This window comes from Gynuella sunshinyii YC6258, assembly GCF_000940805.1.
GTDB classification, from domain to species: Bacteria; Pseudomonadota; Gammaproteobacteria; order Pseudomonadales; family Natronospirillaceae; genus Gynuella; species Gynuella sunshinyii.
On the sequence record NZ_CP007142.1, the window covers coordinates 2,852,946 to 2,874,292 of the forward strand.

The following is a 21,347-nucleotide window of genomic DNA, read 5'->3' on the forward strand; positions in this document are numbered from 1 at the left end:
CGGGAATAATCGGATTGGATAAATGAAGGCACCTGATTACGTAATTGAAGCTGTTCTTGATACTGTTAAGTGGGCCATGGTTTATTGTCGAAACTATAGCATAGATGAAAGAGCTGATATCAGGCTTGTCTACGAGATTATGGATGCTGTCCATGATATACCTGATCAAGTGTATCGATGGTCCGATGATGATGGTTTAGATCTGATTCGGCTTCATTTGGGTTGCTTTAATTATAGTAAATGGAAAGGAGCGCCTAATTTAGTCCAATATTTTGATGACGCACTTGACAGAGCACGAGCTTGATCTCCGCATTTAAAATGCAACAAACGCATAACAAGGTGGTGCACGGGAACCAATTACGCTCCACAAACAAGTGCTGCGCTGCGGTCAGTTTATCACATGTTTGTTTCGCTACATTGGTCCCGTGAGCACGGCGTTAAGTGTATTAAATGACTGAGAAAATCGAATTACTTGTTCGAGATAAGGTTCACGTCTTTTCCAATGACGACATGAAGGAATCCGTTATCAAAAAACTTGGGAAGCCAGATGATGCGGGAGGTTTTTTTGGCAAAAGGAAGATTCCTCTCACCCAAAAACATTCTGGTATTGAATTTCATAATGAACCAGATGGAAAGCTGAGACTTATTTATAAAAGGCGTCGTAATGATATACCGTTTATATGTATACCGTTCTATGATGAAAATACTTAACGAGCAACGGCAGCAATGTCCTTCGGACAGGACTCACCTGACGGCTCCCCGCTGCTTTGGGCGTTAGCAGTCTTCAAATATGAGCACTATTGGTAAAATATTCTTACTCCTAGAAACAATTGTTTGCTTTGGCCCAGTATTCCTTCTTCTGATGTTGGGTATAATTGTTTGGCCCCTAGCAACTATTGGATTAGTTATCGATGGTGATTTTGAGAATGTTTTGGGCTTCTTGCCAGTTTTACTCTTAGTGGTAGGTGGAGCGCTTGGTATGGCAAGTTTGGTTGCCATGTTGCTGCGCATAATCTCTCCAGAGACAAAGCTACTTTCACCATTTAAAATTCGTATTTTTATGGTGTTTGGTGTTATTTCGATCTTGGCTTACGGTTATCCCATTGTCCAAGGCAAACTGGGGCTGCATTGGGCTATAATAATCTTGCCGTTGTTGGCAACTACACATATATATTGGTTAGGCCATTCTTATTTACATGGCTCAACTGTTAACAAGTAAAGGCAGCATCGCCCTTTGGGCTGGACGCGCTAACGCGCTCCATTGCTTTGGGCGTTCTGTTTCCTAAATTATGAGTATCGGATATACATTAGTTAATAACTCAAGGAACGAGCAGATAACGTTCCTTCACTTGCCAGTTAATACTTTGGGTGAGATTCAGGAGAACCCTGTCTCTTCCTATATGGTAGATTGGTACAGAAATCAGCACCCGTCTGATGATATCGAGTTTGTGTCTGACACGTATGATGACTGGCCGTTCTCAACTGGTGATCGCAGCAATATGAAAAACTATACCGATATCACTGACACAATAGTAAATGCCCTCATTGAACAGGGTGTAATTTTAGATAATGGGCTGGTTTGGCAAGATGAAGATGAACCAGATACGGTTTATATAAGAAATCTTGTACTAGCGGCCAAAACAGAACAAGTTTAGGCAATCGGATTGGCTTACAGTCAGCCGTTACTAAGGGCGTTAGCGTGCAAAGGATATCGTGAAGCAATTTTCATTATTAATAGCAGTATTGCTTATCGGTTGCTCCCCATCATGGAGTGATGGCCCATACGAAGTCTATTTGATCAACGGTGTTAAAAGTCTTGGCTTTAGTGTCGGTGAAGGTGCATATATAAGGCGTATTGATGAACCCATATTTATCAATGCAAATAAAAATTTCATTTCAGTGTATGCATGTCCTGAGAAATCATGTGCGTACTACTACATAGATCGAGACCAAGATCATAAGTTTGCTGACTCTACTGAATTTGTTTTTGGTCCATACACTAAAGAAGAGTTCTTAAAGTTGGGGCAAGAGTTATCGTTGCCAGAGCTTAGTGAGGAGTAGAACATGCTAACAAGTCAATTAACTACTCGCCTTCGGTGCCGGATGCAGCAAAGCTGCGCCGGTCATTGAGGCGTTAGCCGGATAGAAGTCATGAAGAAACTTATAGCAATTTCGCTGATTTTAATGTCGTCAATCGTAATGGCCGAGAACATTGGCTGGCGAGATCAAGCTGGGAATTCTGTTCCAAATACTGATGCCATGAAAAACATAAATGGTTTTGGTGGCTTGCTAGTTGTTACCCCAGATAAAGACTGGAAAGAAAAATGGAATACACCAGCCGAAAATATCCCACACTTTAATAAAGCAAAAGATGTAGATTATGGTCAGGAGCTTACAGTCCTTATTTTCTTCTCAAACCCAAAAGCAGATGATAAAGGTCTAATTAATATAACATGCGATATTCAGGTTGTACGCCCAGATGAAACGTATTCAGTTAATTCTAATGATGTAAATTGCGCAAACTGGCAAGCTCCACCAGATCAATATAAATACAATCTTCAACTTACTCAGACAATTATTAGGTATGTTGGAGAACCGAGCGACTTACCAGGAACCTGGAAAGTTCTAATAAATCTAAAAGATAAAAATTCTGGTATTGAAGTTCCCTTAAAAACAGAATTTCATCTCACCAAAAAATCGACTAACAAGTTAAAGCACTCGGATGGCGCAAGCGCCGCCGGTGTTTAAGGCGTTATGTAGCCGCATAAGGATCAGAGATGAGCTTTAATATTGCCGTTATACCAATAATGATTCTTTTTGTTTTGGGAGTTGGCTCGATGTTTTTGGCAATAAACCTCTTATCAAAAGAAGTGTCGCGAGAAAAATTACATCAGGTCGATGATCTAAGCTCACTATGGAAAACTAGCTTTCCTCCAACTAAGGTGTTGACTGAGCGTGGTTTGAAAATACAAAAGTGGTATCGGGTATTTATAGTTCTATTAGTTCTTAGCACTACAGCCCTTGCTCTTTTTGTTACGGGATTTAGCAATGCACCAATTATTACTACCTAACAAATAAGGATATGTTGCGTGATAGCCACAGCATATCTCATTGTTGAACGAGCCCGGCGAACTATTATTAATAGGCAATAAATTGTTTTTCAGCGGGAGTGATGACGCTTCTTTTTTACAGAGGCGTTTTTTCAGGGCGAGCGAGGGCCTCGCCCGGTAGGCGTTAAAAAAAACGCGGCTTTACATAGTGTGTCCGGTCCCTGCTGAAGTGAGTTTATGCTGTGGTATCTGTCGCTTCCTGCTGAGTGCTCAGTTATCCCTGCTGATTTTTAGGGGCCGCATGCCGATCACACGTATCGCCGCGCTGTAGTGTGGATAGGGCAGGCTTATCGTTTTTTCGGCAGTGGCTGCGGCCGTCGCACCCGAAACACCCACTGCAGAATGCGCAGGATTCTTTTCGCGTTGCCATGCAAAATCCGTAGTCCCGCGCTCGGCGAAACCCTTTGGGTAGACAATGCTGCAAAATCAATCCGATAAATGCCTCTCTTGTGACAGTGCGGGTTTGCCATTGCTGGGTCTGGGCATCGAGATAACGAAAGGTGCCGTGGTCGTCAACAATGTTGACGTTGCTGATAACCCCGCGATACAGATAGCGGGATAAATACTGCAGCGCCTCCAACCCCTTGCCGACACATTTGCATTGCGCGATCCACGTTTTGGGTGTGTGGAAAGCCGAGAGATCGGCTTCAGCCAAAGGCCTTGGCCAGAGCGCGACCGTTAAGCAGATAGCGTCCGCGCACTTTGCGCCACTCCCGTTTAGCACTGTGCACTACCCGCCGGGCACGACCATATGAACATACGGGCGATAATCCAGGCGTCGGGTATGGGTATGGAGAACCGATGACGCCAAGGTGTTTTGTCTGTTCAATGGTTTGGTGATTTTTTAAATATCTGTTGATTGTGTTACTCGGCTCCAGGCGGGGAGCATTCCTTAAGGCAGGCAGCAGTCTGTTAGATTCACTCGTGATTGATCATGTCATCACGCATTAGCTGAATTGTTTTACCTGAAAAGCTTCAGTGGTTGTACTGCAAAACAAGCTGAGTTTTCTTATGGTTATCTGGCTTAATGCTTTACCTTTGTTGCAATACGGTTGTACGAGCATACCGCCGATAAGATTTTTAAGTGACTGGTTGGTAAGACAAAAAAGGATTTTTATCATTTAAATAAAATGTTTTTATCATTCGTTAGTATGAAAACAATATTTACGTATCTCGTAATGTTACTTCTACAACTAGTGTTTTAGCGACATGTCAAAAAGTCGACGTGTTTTAGCCTTTTATTTTGAGTTGTCAGACATTTAGATTTATGTCATAAACAAATCAATACCGTGGCTTGTTATCTTGTTTTCTGCAGTGATCTCTTATGACAAATCACATTTTGAAAAGGATGTCGGCTGAAAAGCGGAAGAAGGAATGATCAAAATTCTAAGTTGCCGTTTTTAGGCTTTGATTCATGAAAGTTACCTCCTTCGTCTTAAAAACTACTGTCGGTTAGCCGAAGTGAATTGGTTCTTGATGATAAAACAACTGTGCGAACAGTCGTGGGAAAAATCTTGTATTGGAGCGCGGTACACATTTTTGAAAAGCCCTGACAATTTAAAGCTTAGAGGTATATCAAATCGGTTTTGGAGGGGAATCAAAAATATTGGAGAAAAGTTTAAAAAATTATCCTGCTAATGAAGAAATACAAAAATAATAAATATGCAAACTAATTTGTTTCCGATCTTGGATAAACAGTGTTTATAAATAATACTGATTTTTTTTTGTAATGAACATAATAAATCATCGAGATTTGGAGACTCAGTATCCAGATGTTCGCCGAATATCCGGCGAGTGAAATCGACTGGAGTGGGCTGTGTGCCTATGTTTATGGGGTTTTATGAGACTGAGCGGGTTTAGCTGATCAGGAAAGAGCGTCTCCTGGATATTTTATTAGCTGATGCAGAATAATTGTTAGAATTGGTTCTTCAACCAAGTAAGTTACAATTTCAAGTTCCCGTGTCGTGACCAAATCCGCTACGGTGCCAAGGCAAAATCAGGCGGTATTCAATTTTTGTTTTGGGTACCAAGTTACCAGAGAATTGGCAATGTCCGGTGGTAATAGTTATTTAAAGTTCAGTGACATCCCGGTAATGCACAATTCTAAAGGGCCTCTGAAAAACAGGAATAGTTTTGATGCAGGCCAGTAAACCACTCGCAACTCCGCAGTTTACTGACGTAAATGAGGATGTGAGACAGGAGCTGACAATGTCCTGCGCGAAAATAGTCCATTTTTCAGGGGTTCCCTGGTCAATCCGGCAGCTTCAATCATCATATTCTCGTCGGGTTACAAGGAAACAGACCGAGTTCGGGAAATTAACAGCTCTGATTGGGGCCTCCAATGATAGTTTTGATTTAAAAAATACCCTTGGATAAACAGCCTCCAGCAAACCGATGCACAGTAAAACTAACAAGGGTCAGCAGTATCGCTTCGTGTCCGTTGTCTTAAGCGTTAGGCCTATGATGGAATAAACGGAGAAATAAAATGGCTAATAACTGTAAGATACAAAATTTCTTAATGTGCTTATTGGTAATTTGTTTTGCCTTACTTATAACGCTAAAGCCTGGCTCAGCAGAAGCCAGATCTGACGATATACTCAGCTTATCTAGCGGGGAGGGTACTGAGCGCCCTGATGGTGCAGATAAAATGGCAACCGAAGATCACATCGTCGCCATCGTGGAAGTTACATCCAGTGACTCAAAGGAGCCTTACTTATACACATTCATGGCTACAGCTGACGGTGCTTCTGGAGTTGTAGTCCAAGGGCATATGGATCTTCCGCAACCGCGTATGGACGAGGATGTCTGTCCTCTGCATACGTTCCTCAAAATTGCGAATGGCGAAGCAATCGTGCCCCCTCAACTCATTACTTCCTGTGCTGATGATCTCAAGCTATTTGGGCGTGAAGATTTAGATTTCCGCGCTCGTGAGATTCGGGTTGACGAGTTACGTGATGACAGGTTGGGGGGCGTTACCTATGCATCCGCCGCCATGAGCGCCGGATACTGTAGCGGTGGTGATGGCGGAAAGAGTGCTTTTATCAACCAACGATGCTCCGACATTAATAGTCGTGTCAACAATACAACGTCTACCTACGGTATAGGGTGGGGGCAGTGCGCAATCTATACGGATAACGATGGTACGCTGAACAAAAAAGCACGATGTGACTCGCATGTCACGGGTGGATGGCTGCAGCTAACCTCGTCCTTATCGATCTTCCCCACCTCGGGCTTTGCCGGGTTTACTACCAAGACTCGCTGGCAGGTGGCGGCTTGTGTTCAGCCGCTGGAAATCAAGTGGAAACAACGGTTTCACACGACGCAGTCTTTTCCGGCTAACTGGTATCACTTCGCAAACTTGCAGCCGAACAACTGGGCTGTTATGACGCTATACGCGGGTACTGCCTCCACCGACTACCTCTGTACTGGCGGGAACTGCTGGACTACCAGGGATTTCCGAGTGGCGATTGATCAGGAGCCCGGTGATGGACGCTTTAGAGCAGCAAATGGCTGGGCAGCCATGCAAGGTAAGGCGACCAGCGAAGAATGCAATCTGGGGCTCTAGTGGGCCATATGGTTAATAAGATAACCTTGTCTGACTCGATATCATTTGCATTATCGCCGTTATGACTGAAAACAACCTGACTCTATCAAGCCAGGATTCTGCGACCCTGAAAGAGGGGGGCGCAGCGCATCCCTCCCTGAGGGGCAGGTGACACGAGCAAAGATCATTCTTACGTTTTCAGAAGGGATCGCTGTCCCGGAAATTTCAGCTACTGAAATAGTTTCACGCAAAACAATCTATAAGTGGAAAGTCGATATTTTGAAGAGGGGACGGATGGGTTACTTGATCAAACAAGACCTGGCGGCCCCTCAGTGATTACTAATGATGTCGTGAACCGTGATTTAAAGTTAACGACAGAGCGCATACCCCATAAATCCTCGCATTGAAACGTGGCTCTAGTGGCAAAGTACGCTGGCATCACTACATGACAGGTTCGTCAAATCAGACAGGCTGCTGATTTAAAACCTCAACCATTAAAGTCTTTCAAGATCAGTAATGATCCGGATTTCGCTGAGAAGGTGGTGGATGTCGTTGGCCTGTATATGGGTCCTTCCGACAATGCTCTGGTATTGAATGTTGACGAGAAAACACAAATTCAGGTTTTGGACCGAACCCAACCAGGCTTGCCGCTGTCACCAGGTCATGTTGGAAGCGACACTCACGACTACAAGCGAAACGGAGCAGCGGCTCTCTATGCGGCTTTTAACATTTTGACAGGAGAACTGATTGGGCGGGTGGAAAAGCAAACCCGATCAAAAGAGTTCCTGGCATTTTTAAAGCAGATAGAGAGAAGAAAACACCAAGGATAAAGACCTGCATATCGTGCTGGATAATCCCAGTGCTCACAGACAAAAGGGGTCAAAGCGTAGTTGGACAAGCACCCACGGATCCACTTTCACCTTACGCCTGCAAGTGCGCAGTAGAGGGGTGGTTTGCTCAACTTGAACGACGGGCACTTTACCGAGGCGTTTTCAGTAATGTGGCGGACCTGAAAAAGGAGTTGAAGCGATTTATCCGTTTCCACAACAGCGACCTGGTCAGCCGTTCAGGTGGACAAAGAACGCCGAGACGATTTTGGCTAAGGTACAGCGTGCCAAAAAAGTGTTACCTAAATAGCCGCAGTTTCCGTGTCGTGGCTATATCCGCGACGGTGCGAAGGCAAAATCAGGTGGCATTCAACGTTTGTGTTTGTTGCCAAGTTACCAGAGAATTGGCAATGTCCGATGGTAATGGTTATTTAAAGTTCGGTGACTTTCCGGTCATGCACAATTCAGGCAATATAAAGCTACGGACCACTTCGTGTTCGTAGTTTCAGGCGTTATAAATCATAGAGTCGAGCAATGTTTAAAAATCTTTTCAGAAAAGAAAAACCTCGAGTATTTCTAGGGAACCTGGCTGTTGTACCCAGAACAGGCATTAAAAAACACTTTGATCAATGGGGCGCTTTTGAAAGTACAGACCTTGATAGTAGTTTAAGCATGAATTTGAAGTCCATTTTTTCACTTCCGTTAGCAAGTGAGGTCGATTCACCAAGAAAAACTGATTTAGTCATTGATGTTGTTGTTACTAAATTCCAAGCGGGTGAAGCACTTGGGTGTACAGCAGGTGATTTTGGCTTTCCGGTCATGTGGCGCCCAAAAGTTTCTGTGAGTTCACGTCTTTACTATTTAGTCTCAGGTGCGACAAAGTCTACCTTTTCTCAAACCGAAAAAATGAGCTTAACTCAATATTTAAATCGGATATTTAGTTGGAGAGCTTTTTGGCGTTTTCGCCCTATATTTGACTCCAAAGATCTCGAATATCTTCTATACCAAGCTTGTAATAAGTTATTACTAAAAATAAAGCAGAAATATGATTTATAACAAAAAATTAAAATTGCTCATTATTGTGCGTGGTACTGCGCTGCCGCGCAGCATTTTTTTGTTAACGAAATTATGGCAGCAACATAACAGGACACCCATCTTAACTATTGATATTCACGCCAACAGCCGGCATTATCCGATACTGTATATTTATCAGTATAAAGATGTATGATCATGACCCGATCAAGGAAGTCGCAAATCTCCCTTGAAGCCACGCCTTATTATCATTGTGTTTCCCGTTGTGTCCGTCGGGCGTTTCTTTGCACAAACGTGCTATCTCTGCTTGAGCTGATACGCAATTAGACAAAAAAGAAGTTACAAACAATTGAAAATACCGTTTTCAAATAGAATTGAATCTTAGCTATTAAAAATAGTAGCCAACTTTTGTTGGCCACTAAACCAAAATGATTTTACTGCTATTCCTTCTGGATGTGACCCTCCTATTACCAGGGAATCATCCCCCCCTCCGTCAGAAACATCCCTGTTTGAACACTACTTTTGTTAACTGCCATTTCAACCGCAATAACAGCACCTTGTTCCACGGTTCTTGGGGCATCTCGTCCTCCTAGGTCAGTCGCAACCCAGCCAGGACTTACAGAGTTAACACAAAAATCTTCATTTCTCAGTTCTTTGGCGAGCAACACAGTAAACATATTCAAAGCAGCTTTAGAAGCATTGTACGCAAAAGGAGTTGTACTATGAAACGGCCAAGAAGGATCTCCATGCATCGTCATCGAAGCTAGCCCAGTGGAGACATTAACTATCGTTTTGTGCGAACCTTTTCTTAATAGAGGCAACATCTTCTGAGTCACCATCACGGTGCCATAAAAGTTTGTTTCAAAGGTATTTTTTAGAGTTGATGTACTCACTTTCGATGCATTCTCATAGCCTTCAATCATCCCTGCGTTATTCACTAATCCATCTAAGTGGCCGCTATCTCTATCAATAAACAATACAGCATCATCAATACTCTGTTCATTATTTAAGTCCAAATGGACAAATCGAACGTCTCCTGCACTTTGTAATTCAGTTGCCGTATTCATACCCGCACCAACATTTCGTGCACCAACATACACTCTATGCCCATGCTCAGCGATTTGTTTTACTATTTGCTTTCCGATGCCTTTGTTACCACCAGTAACTAAGAATATTTTTTGTTCCATGATTCTTCCTCGTTCTACTAAAAGTAAAACCAGCATAACCATTACTATTAATACTAAAAATAGCTATAATTTGTATAGATAATACAGTTGGGAGAAATAATGTCTTTACCTCCAATACACGAGCTACAAGCTTTCCAAAAAGTAGCTCAGTATTTAAATTTTAAGAAAGCAGCTGATTCTGTGAGTATAACCCCATCAACCCTCAGCCACTTGATCAAGTCTCTTGAAAACAGGTTACACATTCGGTTGTTTAATAGAACAACACGCAGCGTGTCACTTACAGATGAAGGACTCGACTTCTTTACACAGATAAATCCGGTATTGAGTGATCTAAAACAAGCTGTAGATAAAGTCGGAAGTACACGAAACGAAACTCAAGGCACTGTTCGAATAAGTGTAAATGAAGTCGCCGCACCTATTATTCTAGATAGGCTCGGGGCTGATTTTAGACAACGATTTCCGGATGTAAAAATAGATTTAATTGTTGAAAATCGATTTATTGATATTGTCTCTGAAGGGTTCGATGCTGGAGTTCGCTTGAGAGACAAAGTACCAGAAGACATGGTTGCTATTCCTATATTGAATAATTTTCGTTTTGTTACTGTTGCTTCTCAAGCGTATATCAATGACTTTGGTATACCAGAGACTCCTGAGGAGTTACTCAATCACAATTGCATTGGCTTTCAATTTCAAAGTGGTCGACGGCATGAATGGGAATTTCAGCAGGGCACGAAGTCAATTACACTTGATGTAAAAGGCACCCTAACAACTAATAGTCCAGCGATTCTTTGTAAGGCTGCTAAAAATAGCTTTGGAATTGCGATGATCGCTGAATCACTGATATATAAAGAACTTGATTCAAACGAACTTGTTATGATTCTCGATGATTGGGCACTCGATTGGCCTAGCCTCTATCTTTATTTCCCCAAAAATCGACACATGGCGCCAGCGCTTAGAACGGTAATAGACGAATTAAAACTCTAAATCTAACACGTCGTGAAGAAGTCTGGGTCTACTTACTGCCTGTTATTAGTCTTTGCATATTAAAAATTAACCCTTTGCCGCCATTCAAGCTCCGACGAATAAACCATTTTGGGGCATAACTGTGTCAGCCGAGATCTCGCTGACACATTGATGGACAGAACCTCCTTAGAGTTTCTACTTAATTTAACAAACCACAAATTACTGTATGTATCGATAACTAATGATAAGTGATCAAATATTCGACTGTACTTTGTCCTGAACCCTATTTTGCTTTAAAACATAACAGGACACCCATCTTAACTACTTTTTGATAGAAACTAAGGGATCTCTGAAAAATGGTCTATTTTCGCGCAGGACGCTGTCAGCTCCTGTCTCACATCCTCATTTACGTCAGTAAACTGTGGTGTTGCGAGTGGTTTACTGGCCTGCATCAAAACTATTCCTATTTTTCAGAGGCCCCTTAGATATCTGTTGATTGTGTTACTCGGCTCCAGGCAAGGAGCATTCCTTAAGTCAGTAAACAGTCTATTAGATTCAGTGCTGATTGATCATTGTCTCACGCATTAGCTGAATCGTTTTACCTGAAAATCTTCGTGGTCGCACTGCAAAACAAGCTGAGTTTGCTTATGGTTTTCTGGCTTAGGGCTCTACTTCTTTGTCGCAATACGGTTGTACGAGCATAGCGCCGATAAGACCACTAAGTGACTGGTCAGTAAGACAAAAAATGGATTTTGGTCATTTAAATAAAAGGTTTTTCTCATTCGATAGTATGAGAACGATATTCACGTATCTTGTAACGGTATTTCTACAACTAATGTTTTATCGGCATGTCAAAAAATCGACGTGTTTTAGCCTTTTATTTTGAGTTGTCAGACAATTAGATTTATGCCATAAACAAATCAATATGATGGCTTGTTATCTTATTTTTGCGGTGATCTCTCATGACAAATCACATTTTGAAAAGGATGGTGATGGAAAAGTGGAGAAGGAATGATCAAGATTTTAAGTTGCCGTTTTTAGTTTTTGATTATTATCATGTTATTGCCGATCTTGGATGAATAGTACGTATAAAGTAATGATGATTTTTTTGTAATGAACATAACAAATCATCGTGCTTTGGAGGATCAGCATCCAGATGTTCACCGAATATCTGGCGAGCGAAATTGATAGGGCTGGGTTGTGTGCCTAAGTTTATCGGGTTTTATGAAACTGAGTGAGTTTAGCTGATCAGGGGAAATCGTCTTCTGGGTGTTTTATCGGCTGATGTAGAATAATGGTTAGAATTGGTTCTTCAACCAAGTTAGTTATATTTTCAAGTTTCCGTTTCGTGGCTAAATCAGCTACGGTGCAAAGGCAAAGTCAGACGGCATTCAATGTTTTTGTTGGGTGCCAAGTTACCAGGGAATTGGCGATGTCCGGTGGTAATAGTTTTTTTAAGGTTCGGTGACATCCCGGTCATGCACAATTCTAACAATGCGAAGCAGCTGAGCACGTCGCGTCAGTTGTTTTTGGCGTTAGAGCAGGAGGGTGAATTCGGTGAATTATTATATTCCTAAGAAATTGCCGAAGAGCTTTTTGGACAATCTCAATCTTGGGCCTGTGCTTAAGGTTCCAATTCAACCGATGGAATCGGGCAAGCCGATATACTGCCTAGATAACGTGAAACGCTACTTGGCATACAACCCAGGTTCGATTCAGTACGGGTGGATTTTCTCGATGCTTGGGTCGGTAATCATTAAGTTGCATGGACATGTTGTGGTTAAGGATAAAAGTGGAGCACTTTTCTGTGTTACTCCTCCAGAAGCCACACTCGAGTATCACAATTTTGTCCCAGACGACTCGGTAGCTGATTTGGTAGTAAATCAACGGCTACCGACAAGAGCCGTTTCATTAGTTAACAATAAAGTAGTCAACAGCTTGGTTGATTTAGAGAACAAATTTGACCAGGCTCGGTTAAGCGACGATCAATTTGGCCTCGATGAAGTGTGTCTTGAAAAGCAAAAGCGTAAGGCTGAGTTCATACGTTCTATAAAGCAGCACACGGGGCGAAATGACCCTTGTTACTGCGGGTCTGGCAGAAAAAACAAACAGTGTTGCCAATGACCCTTCTAACCAGTGCAGGTACTGCGATGCATACTACATAGCGCCTTCGGTTCTACTCTGTAGGCGCGCATGCTGCAAGCGTTATGTACTCAGGATGTATCAAATATTAGCTTGGAAGTATGAAAATGATTTTTGATCGAGAAACTGAAATCTTTATGCGAGATTACATGAAAGATCTGAATGAAGGGACTGCGGCGATTTTTGCTGGAGCAGGGCTTTCCATTCCTGCTGGATTTGTCAATTGGCAAGAGCTGATGAGCGAAATTGCCTATGACTTGGGTTTAGGGCAACTCTGAAAAATACCCAAAATCTGCGATAATCCAGCCAAGAATGATCCAAATGGAGAATAGTCATGTCATCACTCATTTTTTCAGATGCCGAGAGCCAAGCAAAGCGCAAACAAACACGTCGGGAAAAATTTCTGGCTGAGATGGAGGCTCTGCTGCCCTGGACAGAAATGGAAAAACCGATTCGGCGATATTACTCCAAATCCCTCAGAGGTCGTAAACCCTATCCGTTATCCACCATGTTACGGATTCACTGCATGCAGCTGTTTTATAACCTCAGTGATCCTGGTATGGAAGACTCTCTCTATGAAATCGCCTCCATGCGGCGGTTTGCCGGTATCACCATAGATACCGTTCCAGATGAAACCACCATTCTCAACTTTCGTCATTTGCTGGAAGAACACCAACTGGGTCAAAAGATCTTTGACCGCATGAATACCACCCTTATTAAACAAGGACTGACCTTCAAAGAAGGCACCATTATGGATGCCACGATCATTGCAGCATCCAGCTCGACAAAAAACCAGGACAACGCTCGAGACCCGGAGATGCATCAGGTCAAGAAAGGTAATGAATGGCATTTTGGCATGAAACTGCACATCGGAGTGGACAGTGCATTTGGGTTGATTCATACCCTGAAAACCACCTCGGCCAATGTCCATGACATCACCGTGGCAGATCAGTTGTTACATGGTCAGGAAGAGCATGTGATCGGTGATGCCGGGTATATCGGCATTGAAAAACGAGAAGAACACAAGGACCGATCAGTCGACTGGATGATTGCTGCACGACCCGGCACGAGACGAAAAATGGCAGAAGACAGCCTGGAAAACTGGATGGAAACGATTACGGCACAGATCAGAGCGAAAGTGGAACACAGCTTTTTCTATATCAAACGAATGTTTGGTTACAGCAAAGTTCGTTATCGTGGTTTGGCGAAGAATACAAACAGGTTGTATCTGTTGTGTGCCTTTGCCAACCTGATGAAAGTGAAATCACTGCTGACATAGGGTCAGTGTGCCTGGAGTTAGGGTTTCGGCCCTAATTCCAGGCATAAAGGTCGTAAAATGGGACAAAGACGCGCCCAATTCGAGATTGTTTTGAATGGCGTTAACGATTGACCATGTTTTGGGGTAAAAATCAGAGGTTTCCTATAAAAGAACTTGCAAAAGAAAACGCAAGAATAAAAAAACCAGTTGGACTTTTGTTCAACATACATGAAAAAAATGCTTAACAAAGTGTTGTTTTCAAGAAAACTTACGCTGTACTACAAATTTTCCGAAGATCCAGGCGTTACTTGTCCTCATATGCTGGAGAGATAGGAAGAATTATGAGAAATACAATAGAAGCATAAGGTTACTATGACCAACATGTGGGTGTTCTAATTTTTCGTATGATGAGGACGTATATGAAACTATTCAGATAATGACCTGTTCTTCATGTGGGAGAGAGTTTAACAAGGACGAGCTAATTCGAGAAAATATTGACGATCACTTTTTTGAAATTAAGAAAGAGGTTATGAAAAATTTCGCTGATGAACTTCGTAAGTCTATTAAAAAAATCATTTTCAGGAATCAAAAATAAAGGATCAAGTAATGCCATTTAATATCGATGTAGGCGACATTATTGCTGGTTTGGCGTTCCTATTGTCAGGTTATGCAACTTGGCAAACTGTCAGTTTCAACAAAAAGCAGAAGTCGCTTGTTGAAAGCCAAGAGAAGCTAAACAATCTTCTTCTGGAAAAAGAAAACGAGGACTTATTAAATGAAAAAAGAGCTTATCTAGGTGCATCTTTTATTAAACTGGGTAGCAGCAAGTATCGGCTAAGAATATGGAATAAAGGCGCCTCGACTGCTAGAAACGTAAAAATAGAGTTTCCCGAGGGAAACGATGTGGTTATTGATTCTGAAGTAACTGACAAATTTCCAATGGAAAGTTTAGATAGACATCAGACGGTCGACTTGATCGCTGCGGTTTACATGAATACTAAACGTAAGCATGTGGTTCGACTTATTTGGGAAGACGATGCTCAATCTCATAATGAAAAGCTGTATTATCCAACACTTTAAATACGCAACAAGCACATGTTGTCGGACTGGTTTTCCGCTGCATTCCAAACCAACCTAAAATACGGGAGTTGGCAATAATGAAAGAAATTAGTCTACCGATGGTATATAGGGGGCGTGAGTACGTTGACGGGGCTCTACCTAAAGGTGATCCTTCAGACGACTATACTGAAGATTTGTCAATAGTTGAGAGAAATTGTTCTAAAATAATATCCGCAGCAATAATAATTGAAGATCGTATGATTTCCGCTGTTAGCAAAATAATATTCACAAAGGATAATCAATATCAAAATTTTTTTGTTAACGAAATTATGGGAACTTCCGATTCAACCTATGTTTTTAAACGGCGAGTGTTCACAAGACTAATTGAGAATTTTCAACTAATGGAAACCGATCGAATCAAAAAACTTAAAGCAGAATTAAATAAAGTAATGAGCTGGAGGAATGCATTCGCGCACGGTAAATTAGTGCATGAACACAATGGAGGCTTTATTTTAGAGTATTATAGCGGTGGATCAAAAGATTTGTTATTGGACAATCGATTTTTTGATAAAGCAGAAGAAACAATAAGGTATTGTGTGCGTGAATGTGACAGCCTAATTTTATCCCGGTTAATAAAGCGCTAATGAATTTGTCCAGTTGATGTTTTGGTTTACGCTCCGTTTTAGAGTTGCCATGGCGCTTTGGCCCAGAACCCCACTACAACTAAAACATAACTGACAAAAGAATTATTTGTAGTTACGAAAAATAATGTCAAAGTAATATGTCATTAGAATTCTTTCAATGCGTTTCTAGATTTTGCTGAACAGTGATTAGGATTTTTCTAATTTTTAGTGATCTACGAAAAATTAGTTGAATGTAAGATTGGTTGATACGAGAAATTAAAGGTTTTGATATGATTCCAGGTGTCGGGAATCTTAAGGGGCAGTATTTATGGAGTTTAAAATTATAAAAACAAATGAAAAGATTCCTGAAATGGGTCGGAATGTCGGCTATTTAAAAATTGATAGATGGAACGACTATTCGTTTGTAACGATGTTTTACCTCTCGTTGCATGATGAAAAAGGAGAGCTTCATAAAATCGGAGATGTGAAGGTTGCTTTCAAAAAGCAAAGTGAAAGAACGTGTACTTATGACACCATCGGTGAGAGTTTTACAGAGCTAAAAGAGACGTATTTTTCTCTGGGTCAAAGAGTTAGTTATTATAAAAACCTATCTTTACTTTCTTTAGAGTTAAGAAATAGCGTGCTTTTATCATTGCGAGATATTGTTTTTAAACCTGCAATTATCGAAGAAGTCAAAGATGAAGAAGTGTTCAAAGTTTCTTTATTGCGTAATATCAGCTTATCGGAGATCAAGGGGCAGTTTTCCAGAGTGTTGGAAGGTAAGCCCCCACTTACAAACTTCGAATTTTCCTTTGAAAGGCCGAAGGAAGAGAAAATATCCGGTATAGACTTGGATTTTAGGGTAAAAGCTAGCTCCTCTCCTAGTACGAATATTCATGCCATTATTGGTAGAAATGGTGTGGGTAAGACAACTATTCTTAACGATATGATTAAAGCTGTAATGGCTCCAGGAGATACAGCAGCAAGCTTCTCCGAAGAAAAAACGCCTCGGAAAAAAAGTGCTATTAGTAAAGATTATTTTAGCAGTCTGGTGTCCGTATCTTTCAGCGCTTTTGATCCTTTTAGTCCTCCAAGAGAGCAGTCAGACCCTTCTAAAGGAACGTGTTATTTCTATATCGGTTTAAAGGATAGAGAAGATCAGGATAGGCTTAGAACTATTTCAGAACTACAGGGAGATTGTTGCCAAGCATTGACCGAATGCTTTAGATCTGAAGAAAAAAGAAAACGTTGGCACGCAGCAATTAGGAAGCTTGGTTCTGATGAAAATTTTGAGAGGATGAAACTGGAAAAGTTAGAAAACCACTACAAGAGTATTATCAACGAAATAGGTGCTGGAGTTCAGTCTGATTCAGATCAGTTTAAGATTGTCTATCTAGATAAAGTTAGGACATATTTAGATCGAATGAGTTCTGGCCATGCTGTAGTTCTTCTTACGATAACGAGATTAGTTGCTACCGTCGAAGAAAAAACGTTGGTTTTAATTGACGAGCCAGAGAGCCACTTACACCCACCTTTACTATCCGCATTTATTAGAGCACTTAGTGATTTACTACATGATAGAAACGGCGTGGCCATTATCGCCACCCACTCTCCAGTTGTACTCCAAGAAATTCCGAAATCTTGTGTATGGACAATTAATCGTGTTGGTGTTTATACCAGTCCTAAGCGACCAGATATTGAAACTTTTGGAGAGAATGTTGGAGTTCTGACTCGTGAGATTTTCGGGTTGGAGGTTGTTCGTTCAGGTTTTTATGATCTCCTTGTTCATATTGTAGAACAGGGAAAAAGCTATGAGGAAATTCTAAGAGAATTTAATTCTCAGCTCGGTTTCGAGGGGCGAGCTATTCTGAAAGCCCTTATAAGTAATAGAGAAGGAACAAATCAAAATGATGCAGATAAGTAGGCCTGAACTGAGCATCACTGATACGTTGGCCGCTTGTATCAATGGGGCCAGTCGTGATGCTTACAAGCAACGGCTAGTTATGGCAGAAAATGAGATACTGCGACAGGCGGAGTTATACTGTCGCTTGGGAGAACAAGGGACTCTGTACCAGATTACGGCTTTATTATCAGGTAGTAGTGAAGACCCCGTTGTGCTAGCAGACCTTAAAAAGAGCGAATTGATTCGATTATATGAATATTATCTAAGGAAAAAGAAAACCGGTAGGGAGCTATACGATACTTTACTAGGATCCTCTGATAAGTGTCCTTTCTGTGGAGGATTGGGGAGACCAAGAAATTTAGATCACTATTTGCCGAAAGCATTCTTTTCGCAGTTTTCAATCTTACCCTATAACCTTATACCTGCTTGCCGAGACTGTAATATGGAAGGGAAAGGCGATGCTTATGCCCAAACACAAGAAGACCAGATTTTACATCCTTTTCTGGATAGGTCTCATTTTTTTGAGCAGCAATGGATATTTGCTCGATATATTCAAGAAGATTCAGATCAGCCGGGTGTCTTTGAGTTCTATACTTCGCCCCCTAGTCAGTGGAGTGACATAGATAAGGCACGAGTTAACAAGCATTTTTGTGAATTTGATATTGGTGCCCGTTACTCGGTTAAAGCGGCGCAAGAAATATCAGATGTTTTTGCTCAAAGACGCCTTTTTTCCTGTGTTGATGAGTTCAAACGTACGAATTTAGAACCTGTTATTGCAAATGCTTCATTTGCTAATTATTGGAAAAGAGTGATGTATATTGGATTGTTGAATACTCTTTAATAGGTTACTTGCTAATGTGTGCCCCTTTCCAAAACTCCCCCCAACCATATTGGCTCACAGCCAGGAAGTTGTTAGGATGCCGGGATGAAAACGACTCTTGACCATCTCCCTCTGGATAAACAGGAACAGCTGCTTTATGCGGTTGATATTATTGTGCAGACCGTAAAACCGGAGCTGCTGATTTTGTTTGGCAGTTATGCCCGAGGGGATTGGGTGGATCATCTCGAAGATGATGGTGTCCATTACCGCTACCAAAGCGATATGGATCTGTTGGCGATTACCAAAAACAGCGTGCTGGCGAGAAGAACGGAGTCGAAGCGGTCTTTAAGCCGTCGGCTGATGCGGGAGATCAAAACGCCGGTGAGTCTGATTGCCGAAGATATCCACTTTGTGAATGCGCAGTTGAGCAAGTGTCAGTACTTCTATGCGGATATCTACCGGGAAGGGATTTTGCTGCATGATTCCGGCAAGCTGGAGTTGGTAGAGCCGAAAGAATTACCACTGGCCGCACGGAAAATAGAGGCGCAACGGCATTTTGATCATTGGCGTGATTTGATCAAAGAAAAGCTTAAAGTGTACGACCTGGTATCAAACGAAGGGCTGAACAATGAAGCTGCCTTTTCATTGCATCAGGCGACTGAGCGCCTGTACGCCATGATCCTGCTGGTGTTCACTCACTACAAACCCAAAATCCATGATCTTGAAAAGCTGCGTACCTTAACGGGCAGTATCGAACCTGAGTTTTTATCGGCGTTCCCGAAGAGCACTCCGTTTGAATGTGCCTGCTTTGAACTGTTGTGTCAGGCTTATGTGGATTCCCGTTACGATCCCGGTTATTCCATCACTGTTGAACAATTGGAGTGGCTGGCGGAGCGCATCAAACATCTGCAAACCCTGGCGGAAAAACACTGCGCCGCCAAAATCGAAAGCCTGGGCTGACGTTCTGTTCAGCCCTTTCAGTCTCCACTCATATCCTTGAATGCATTCCTGAATCTCTTCACTCCAATGGCAACACCCCGGATTTTTTCACCCGAAAGCCCAGCAGTTGTCTGAGCCATTCATGACCGCTGACCAATAAGATGCCGGCGAGCACCAGCAGGGTTCCGAACAGGAATTCCGGTTCAATGCGTTCGTTCAAAAACACCGCGCCCAGGGCCACCCCAAACAATGGCGTTAATAATGAGAGCACGCTGATGCGCGATGCCGGGTAGTGACGCAACAGCCAGAACCAGATGAGCAGAGCAAAAAAGGAGACCACCACGGTTTGAAAGGTCAGGCTGGCCAGCGCCGGCACGGTCGGCTCGAAGTGCCATTGCCCCAGCAGCCATGCGCTCGTGACCAACAACACACAACCCACCACCAGCTGATACAACAAGGTGTGTTCTGAGGGTGTGGATGCCAGGCTGGATGACCGAATGACCACGGTGGTCAGCCCCCAGGCCGCGCCGCCGCCGATGGCCAGCAGGTCGCCGAGCAGCAGGTTGGGGCTGGCTTCGGTGTTTGCGCTTTCGGGCAGCAGAAATGCCGTGGCAATGCCGGCCAGGGCGATGGCGATGCCCAGCCATTGCAACGGCGCCAGCCGTTCATCGGGCACGACAAAATGCAGAATCAACGCGGCAAACACCGGCGAGGTATAGAGGAATACCACGGTATGGGCGGCGGTGGTAAATCGGAGGGCTTCGCCGGCCAGTATGTATTCCAGAGCGAACAAAAAACCTGCGGTCAGGCCGGCGCCGAGGTGGCCTTTCAGTGTGAAGTTGAGGGTTTTGGCGGGATGCAGCCACAGATACAGGATGACCAATACCGCGGCCAGGCCGGAGCGGAGACCGATTTGCAGCACGGGGGAAATGTCATCGCCGGTGGCTTTGAGCACGACCTGTTGCAAACCCAGGCACAGACAAAAAACAAGCATTAATCCCAATGCACTGGCATCGATGGGCCGGCGGCTGTTCATGATTGACTCCAGGCTAATAAATGATCGGGCATTATCGTTTTGTCAGCTTTGATAGATATAGCTAGAATCCGCCATTTGATAGCAGCAAAACGACATCCGCTATGAATCTTCTTGCACGCGAATTTCAGCAGTCGCCCTATGCCGGTCACGAAGCACTGCCTTCGGCCATTGTGTTTTGGGCGGCGCAAACGCCGGCCGATGCGGCTTATCCGGTGCACAGTCATCCCTGGGGGGAGTTTGTGTATTCCTTCAGCGGCATGATGGAGGTGGTGGTGGCCGGGCGTCAGTATCTGGTGCCGTCTCAATACGGGTTGTGGCTGCCGCCGAATGTGGAGCATCAGGGTCTTAACCGTCACGCCACCTGTCACGGTTCATTGTATATCTCTGCACCTCACTGCACGGCTATGCCGGAGCATACCTGTGCCCTGACCATCAGCCCGTTGGTGCGTTCGATGCTGGAGCATCTGCATCAGTCGTTGCCACCGTTACCGTATCGCGCGGGCGATGAACGGTTGTTGCAGGTGCTGGTGGATCAGTTGGAGCAGGCTGAAGGCGTGGGCAGTTATCTGCCGACTTCGCAAGATCCGCAGTTGAGCCGGCTGTTGCGAATGCTCGATGCCAATCCCGGCGATGGTCGCACGGTGGCGCAACTGGCCAGTGCCGTGCATTTGACCGAGCGGACATTAGTGCGCCGCTGCCAGCGGGATCTGTCGATGTCGTTAAACGAGTGGCGTCAGCGGTTACGCATCGTCAAAGCGATGCCGCTGCTGATCGCCGGGCGAAAAGTGGAAAGCATTGCCCTGGAGCTGGGTTATGGCAGCTCCTCGGCCTTTATTGCCATGTTCCGCCGGCTCATGGGAGTCACACCAGACGAGTACCGCAAAACCACCATCGGCAAATAAGC

22 protein-coding genes and 2 pseudogenes are annotated in these 21,347 nt (G+C 43.3%); 21 read left to right on the forward strand and 3 right to left on the reverse strand.

The genetic code is table 11. The annotated features are described in order from the left end of the window. Positions 1-22: 22 nt before the first annotated feature. The 7 genes from YC6258_RS12590 to YC6258_RS12620 all read left to right on the forward strand — a co-directional run bounded on the left by YC6258_RS12590 (position 23) and on the right by YC6258_RS12620 (position 3,071). A complete protein-coding gene (locus tag YC6258_RS12590; RefSeq protein WP_044617300.1) occupies positions 23-304 on the forward strand; it encodes a hypothetical protein in 282 nt (93 codons plus the stop codon). A 146-nt stretch (positions 305-450) separates the two neighbouring features. Next, positions 451-711, forward strand: a complete 261-nt coding sequence (locus tag YC6258_RS12595; RefSeq protein ID WP_044617301.1) for a hypothetical protein — start codon at positions 451-453, stop codon at positions 709-711. A gap of 79 nt (positions 712-790) precedes the next feature. Beyond that, a complete protein-coding gene (locus YC6258_RS12600) occupies positions 791-1,219 on the forward strand; it encodes a hypothetical protein (RefSeq protein ID WP_044617302.1) in 429 nt (142 codons plus the stop codon). A 70-nt stretch (positions 1,220-1,289) separates the two neighbouring features. Continuing rightward, the gene (locus YC6258_RS12605; RefSeq protein WP_144407634.1) at positions 1,290-1,655 is read left to right on the forward strand and encodes a hypothetical protein; all 366 of its coding nucleotides are present in this window, start codon (positions 1,290-1,292) and stop codon (positions 1,653-1,655) included. Positions 1,656-1,713: 58 nt separating this feature from the next. Then, positions 1,714-2,061: a hypothetical protein gene (locus YC6258_RS12610; protein ID WP_044617304.1), complete on the forward strand. Its 348-nt coding sequence runs from the start codon at positions 1,714-1,716 to the stop codon at positions 2,059-2,061. 90 nt (positions 2,062-2,151) lie between these two features. Then, positions 2,152-2,748 (forward strand): hypothetical protein, encoded by a 597-nt coding sequence (locus YC6258_RS12615; protein WP_044617305.1) that lies wholly within the window; start codon positions 2,152-2,154, stop codon positions 2,746-2,748. A 29-nt stretch (positions 2,749-2,777) separates the two neighbouring features. Further along, positions 2,778-3,071 (forward strand): hypothetical protein, encoded by a 294-nt coding sequence (locus YC6258_RS12620; protein ID WP_044617306.1) that lies wholly within the window; start codon positions 2,778-2,780, stop codon positions 3,069-3,071. 253 nt (positions 3,072-3,324) lie between these two features. Here YC6258_RS12620 and YC6258_RS28155 read toward each other — a convergent pair. Further along, a pseudogene (locus YC6258_RS28155) lies at positions 3,325-3,861 on the reverse strand (transposase). Positions 3,862-5,961: 2,100 nt separating this feature from the next. On the opposite strand from YC6258_RS28155, the gene YC6258_RS12630 reads away from it, so the two are divergent. From YC6258_RS12630 to YC6258_RS12640, 3 genes are all read left to right on the forward strand, one after another. Further along, complete coding sequence (locus tag YC6258_RS12630; protein WP_144407635.1) at positions 5,962-6,675, forward strand: hypothetical protein; 714 nt, start codon at positions 5,962-5,964, stop codon at positions 6,673-6,675. Between the two features lie 521 nt (positions 6,676-7,196). After that, the gene (locus tag YC6258_RS28160) at positions 7,197-7,484 is read left to right on the forward strand and encodes a hypothetical protein (protein ID WP_144407636.1); all 288 of its coding nucleotides are present in this window, start codon (positions 7,197-7,199) and stop codon (positions 7,482-7,484) included. Positions 7,485-8,015: 531 nt separating this feature from the next. Further along, positions 8,016-8,537, forward strand: coding sequence for a hypothetical protein (locus tag YC6258_RS12640; RefSeq protein WP_044617309.1), 522 nt, complete (start codon positions 8,016-8,018; stop codon positions 8,535-8,537). A 443-nt stretch (positions 8,538-8,980) separates the two neighbouring features. Here the strand turns inward: YC6258_RS12640 and YC6258_RS12650 are convergent, their stop codons facing one another. Next, positions 8,981-9,700 (reverse strand): SDR family NAD(P)-dependent oxidoreductase, encoded by a 720-nt coding sequence (locus YC6258_RS12650; RefSeq protein WP_052830250.1) that lies wholly within the window; start codon positions 9,698-9,700, stop codon positions 8,981-8,983. Between the two features lie 99 nt (positions 9,701-9,799). On the opposite strand from YC6258_RS12650, the gene YC6258_RS12655 reads away from it, so the two are divergent. From YC6258_RS12655 to YC6258_RS12690, 10 genes and pseudogenes are all read left to right on the forward strand, one after another. Beyond that, positions 9,800-10,684, forward strand: coding sequence for a LysR family transcriptional regulator (locus YC6258_RS12655; protein ID WP_044617311.1), 885 nt, complete (start codon positions 9,800-9,802; stop codon positions 10,682-10,684). A gap of 1,536 nt (positions 10,685-12,220) precedes the next feature. After that, positions 12,221-12,787, forward strand: a complete 567-nt coding sequence (locus tag YC6258_RS12660) for a YecA family protein (protein ID WP_044617312.1) — start codon at positions 12,221-12,223, stop codon at positions 12,785-12,787. Between the two features lie 125 nt (positions 12,788-12,912). Further along, positions 12,913-13,083, forward strand: a complete 171-nt coding sequence (locus tag YC6258_RS30265; RefSeq protein WP_169748903.1) for a hypothetical protein — start codon at positions 12,913-12,915, stop codon at positions 13,081-13,083. 56 nt (positions 13,084-13,139) lie between these two features. Continuing rightward, positions 13,140-14,084, forward strand: a complete 945-nt coding sequence (locus YC6258_RS12665; RefSeq protein ID WP_044617313.1) for an IS5 family transposase — start codon at positions 13,140-13,142, stop codon at positions 14,082-14,084. Between the two features lie 367 nt (positions 14,085-14,451). Then, positions 14,452-14,658, forward strand: a pseudogene (locus tag YC6258_RS31345) (ECs_2282 family putative zinc-binding protein); the annotation flags it as partial. Between the two features lie 11 nt (positions 14,659-14,669). Continuing rightward, on the forward strand, positions 14,670-15,143 hold the full coding sequence (locus YC6258_RS12670; RefSeq protein WP_044617314.1) for a hypothetical protein: 474 nt from the start codon (positions 14,670-14,672) through the stop codon (positions 15,141-15,143). 77 nt (positions 15,144-15,220) lie between these two features. Next, positions 15,221-15,766, forward strand: a complete 546-nt coding sequence (locus YC6258_RS12675; RefSeq protein ID WP_044617315.1) for a hypothetical protein — start codon at positions 15,221-15,223, stop codon at positions 15,764-15,766. 307 nt (positions 15,767-16,073) lie between these two features. Further along, entirely contained in the window at positions 16,074-17,669 is a 1,596-nt protein-coding gene (locus YC6258_RS12680) for an AAA family ATPase (RefSeq protein WP_044617316.1), read from the forward strand. Continuing rightward, positions 17,653-18,489, forward strand: a complete 837-nt coding sequence (locus tag YC6258_RS12685) for an HNH endonuclease (protein ID WP_044617317.1) — start codon at positions 17,653-17,655, stop codon at positions 18,487-18,489. The genes YC6258_RS12680 and YC6258_RS12685 overlap by 17 nt, the downstream gene beginning before the upstream one ends. Positions 18,490-18,573: 84 nt before the next feature. Next, positions 18,574-19,428 (forward strand): HEPN domain-containing protein, encoded by an 855-nt coding sequence (locus YC6258_RS12690; RefSeq protein ID WP_044617318.1) that lies wholly within the window; start codon positions 18,574-18,576, stop codon positions 19,426-19,428. Positions 19,429-19,486: 58 nt separating this feature from the next. Here the strand turns inward: YC6258_RS12690 and YC6258_RS12695 are convergent, their stop codons facing one another. Beyond that, entirely contained in the window at positions 19,487-20,443 is a 957-nt protein-coding gene (locus YC6258_RS12695) for a DMT family transporter (protein WP_044617319.1), read from the reverse strand. A 101-nt stretch (positions 20,444-20,544) separates the two neighbouring features. On the opposite strand from YC6258_RS12695, the gene YC6258_RS12700 reads away from it, so the two are divergent. Then, entirely contained in the window at positions 20,545-21,345 is an 801-nt protein-coding gene (locus tag YC6258_RS12700; RefSeq protein WP_044617320.1) for an AraC family transcriptional regulator, read from the forward strand. Positions 21,346-21,347: the final 2 nt, after the last annotated feature.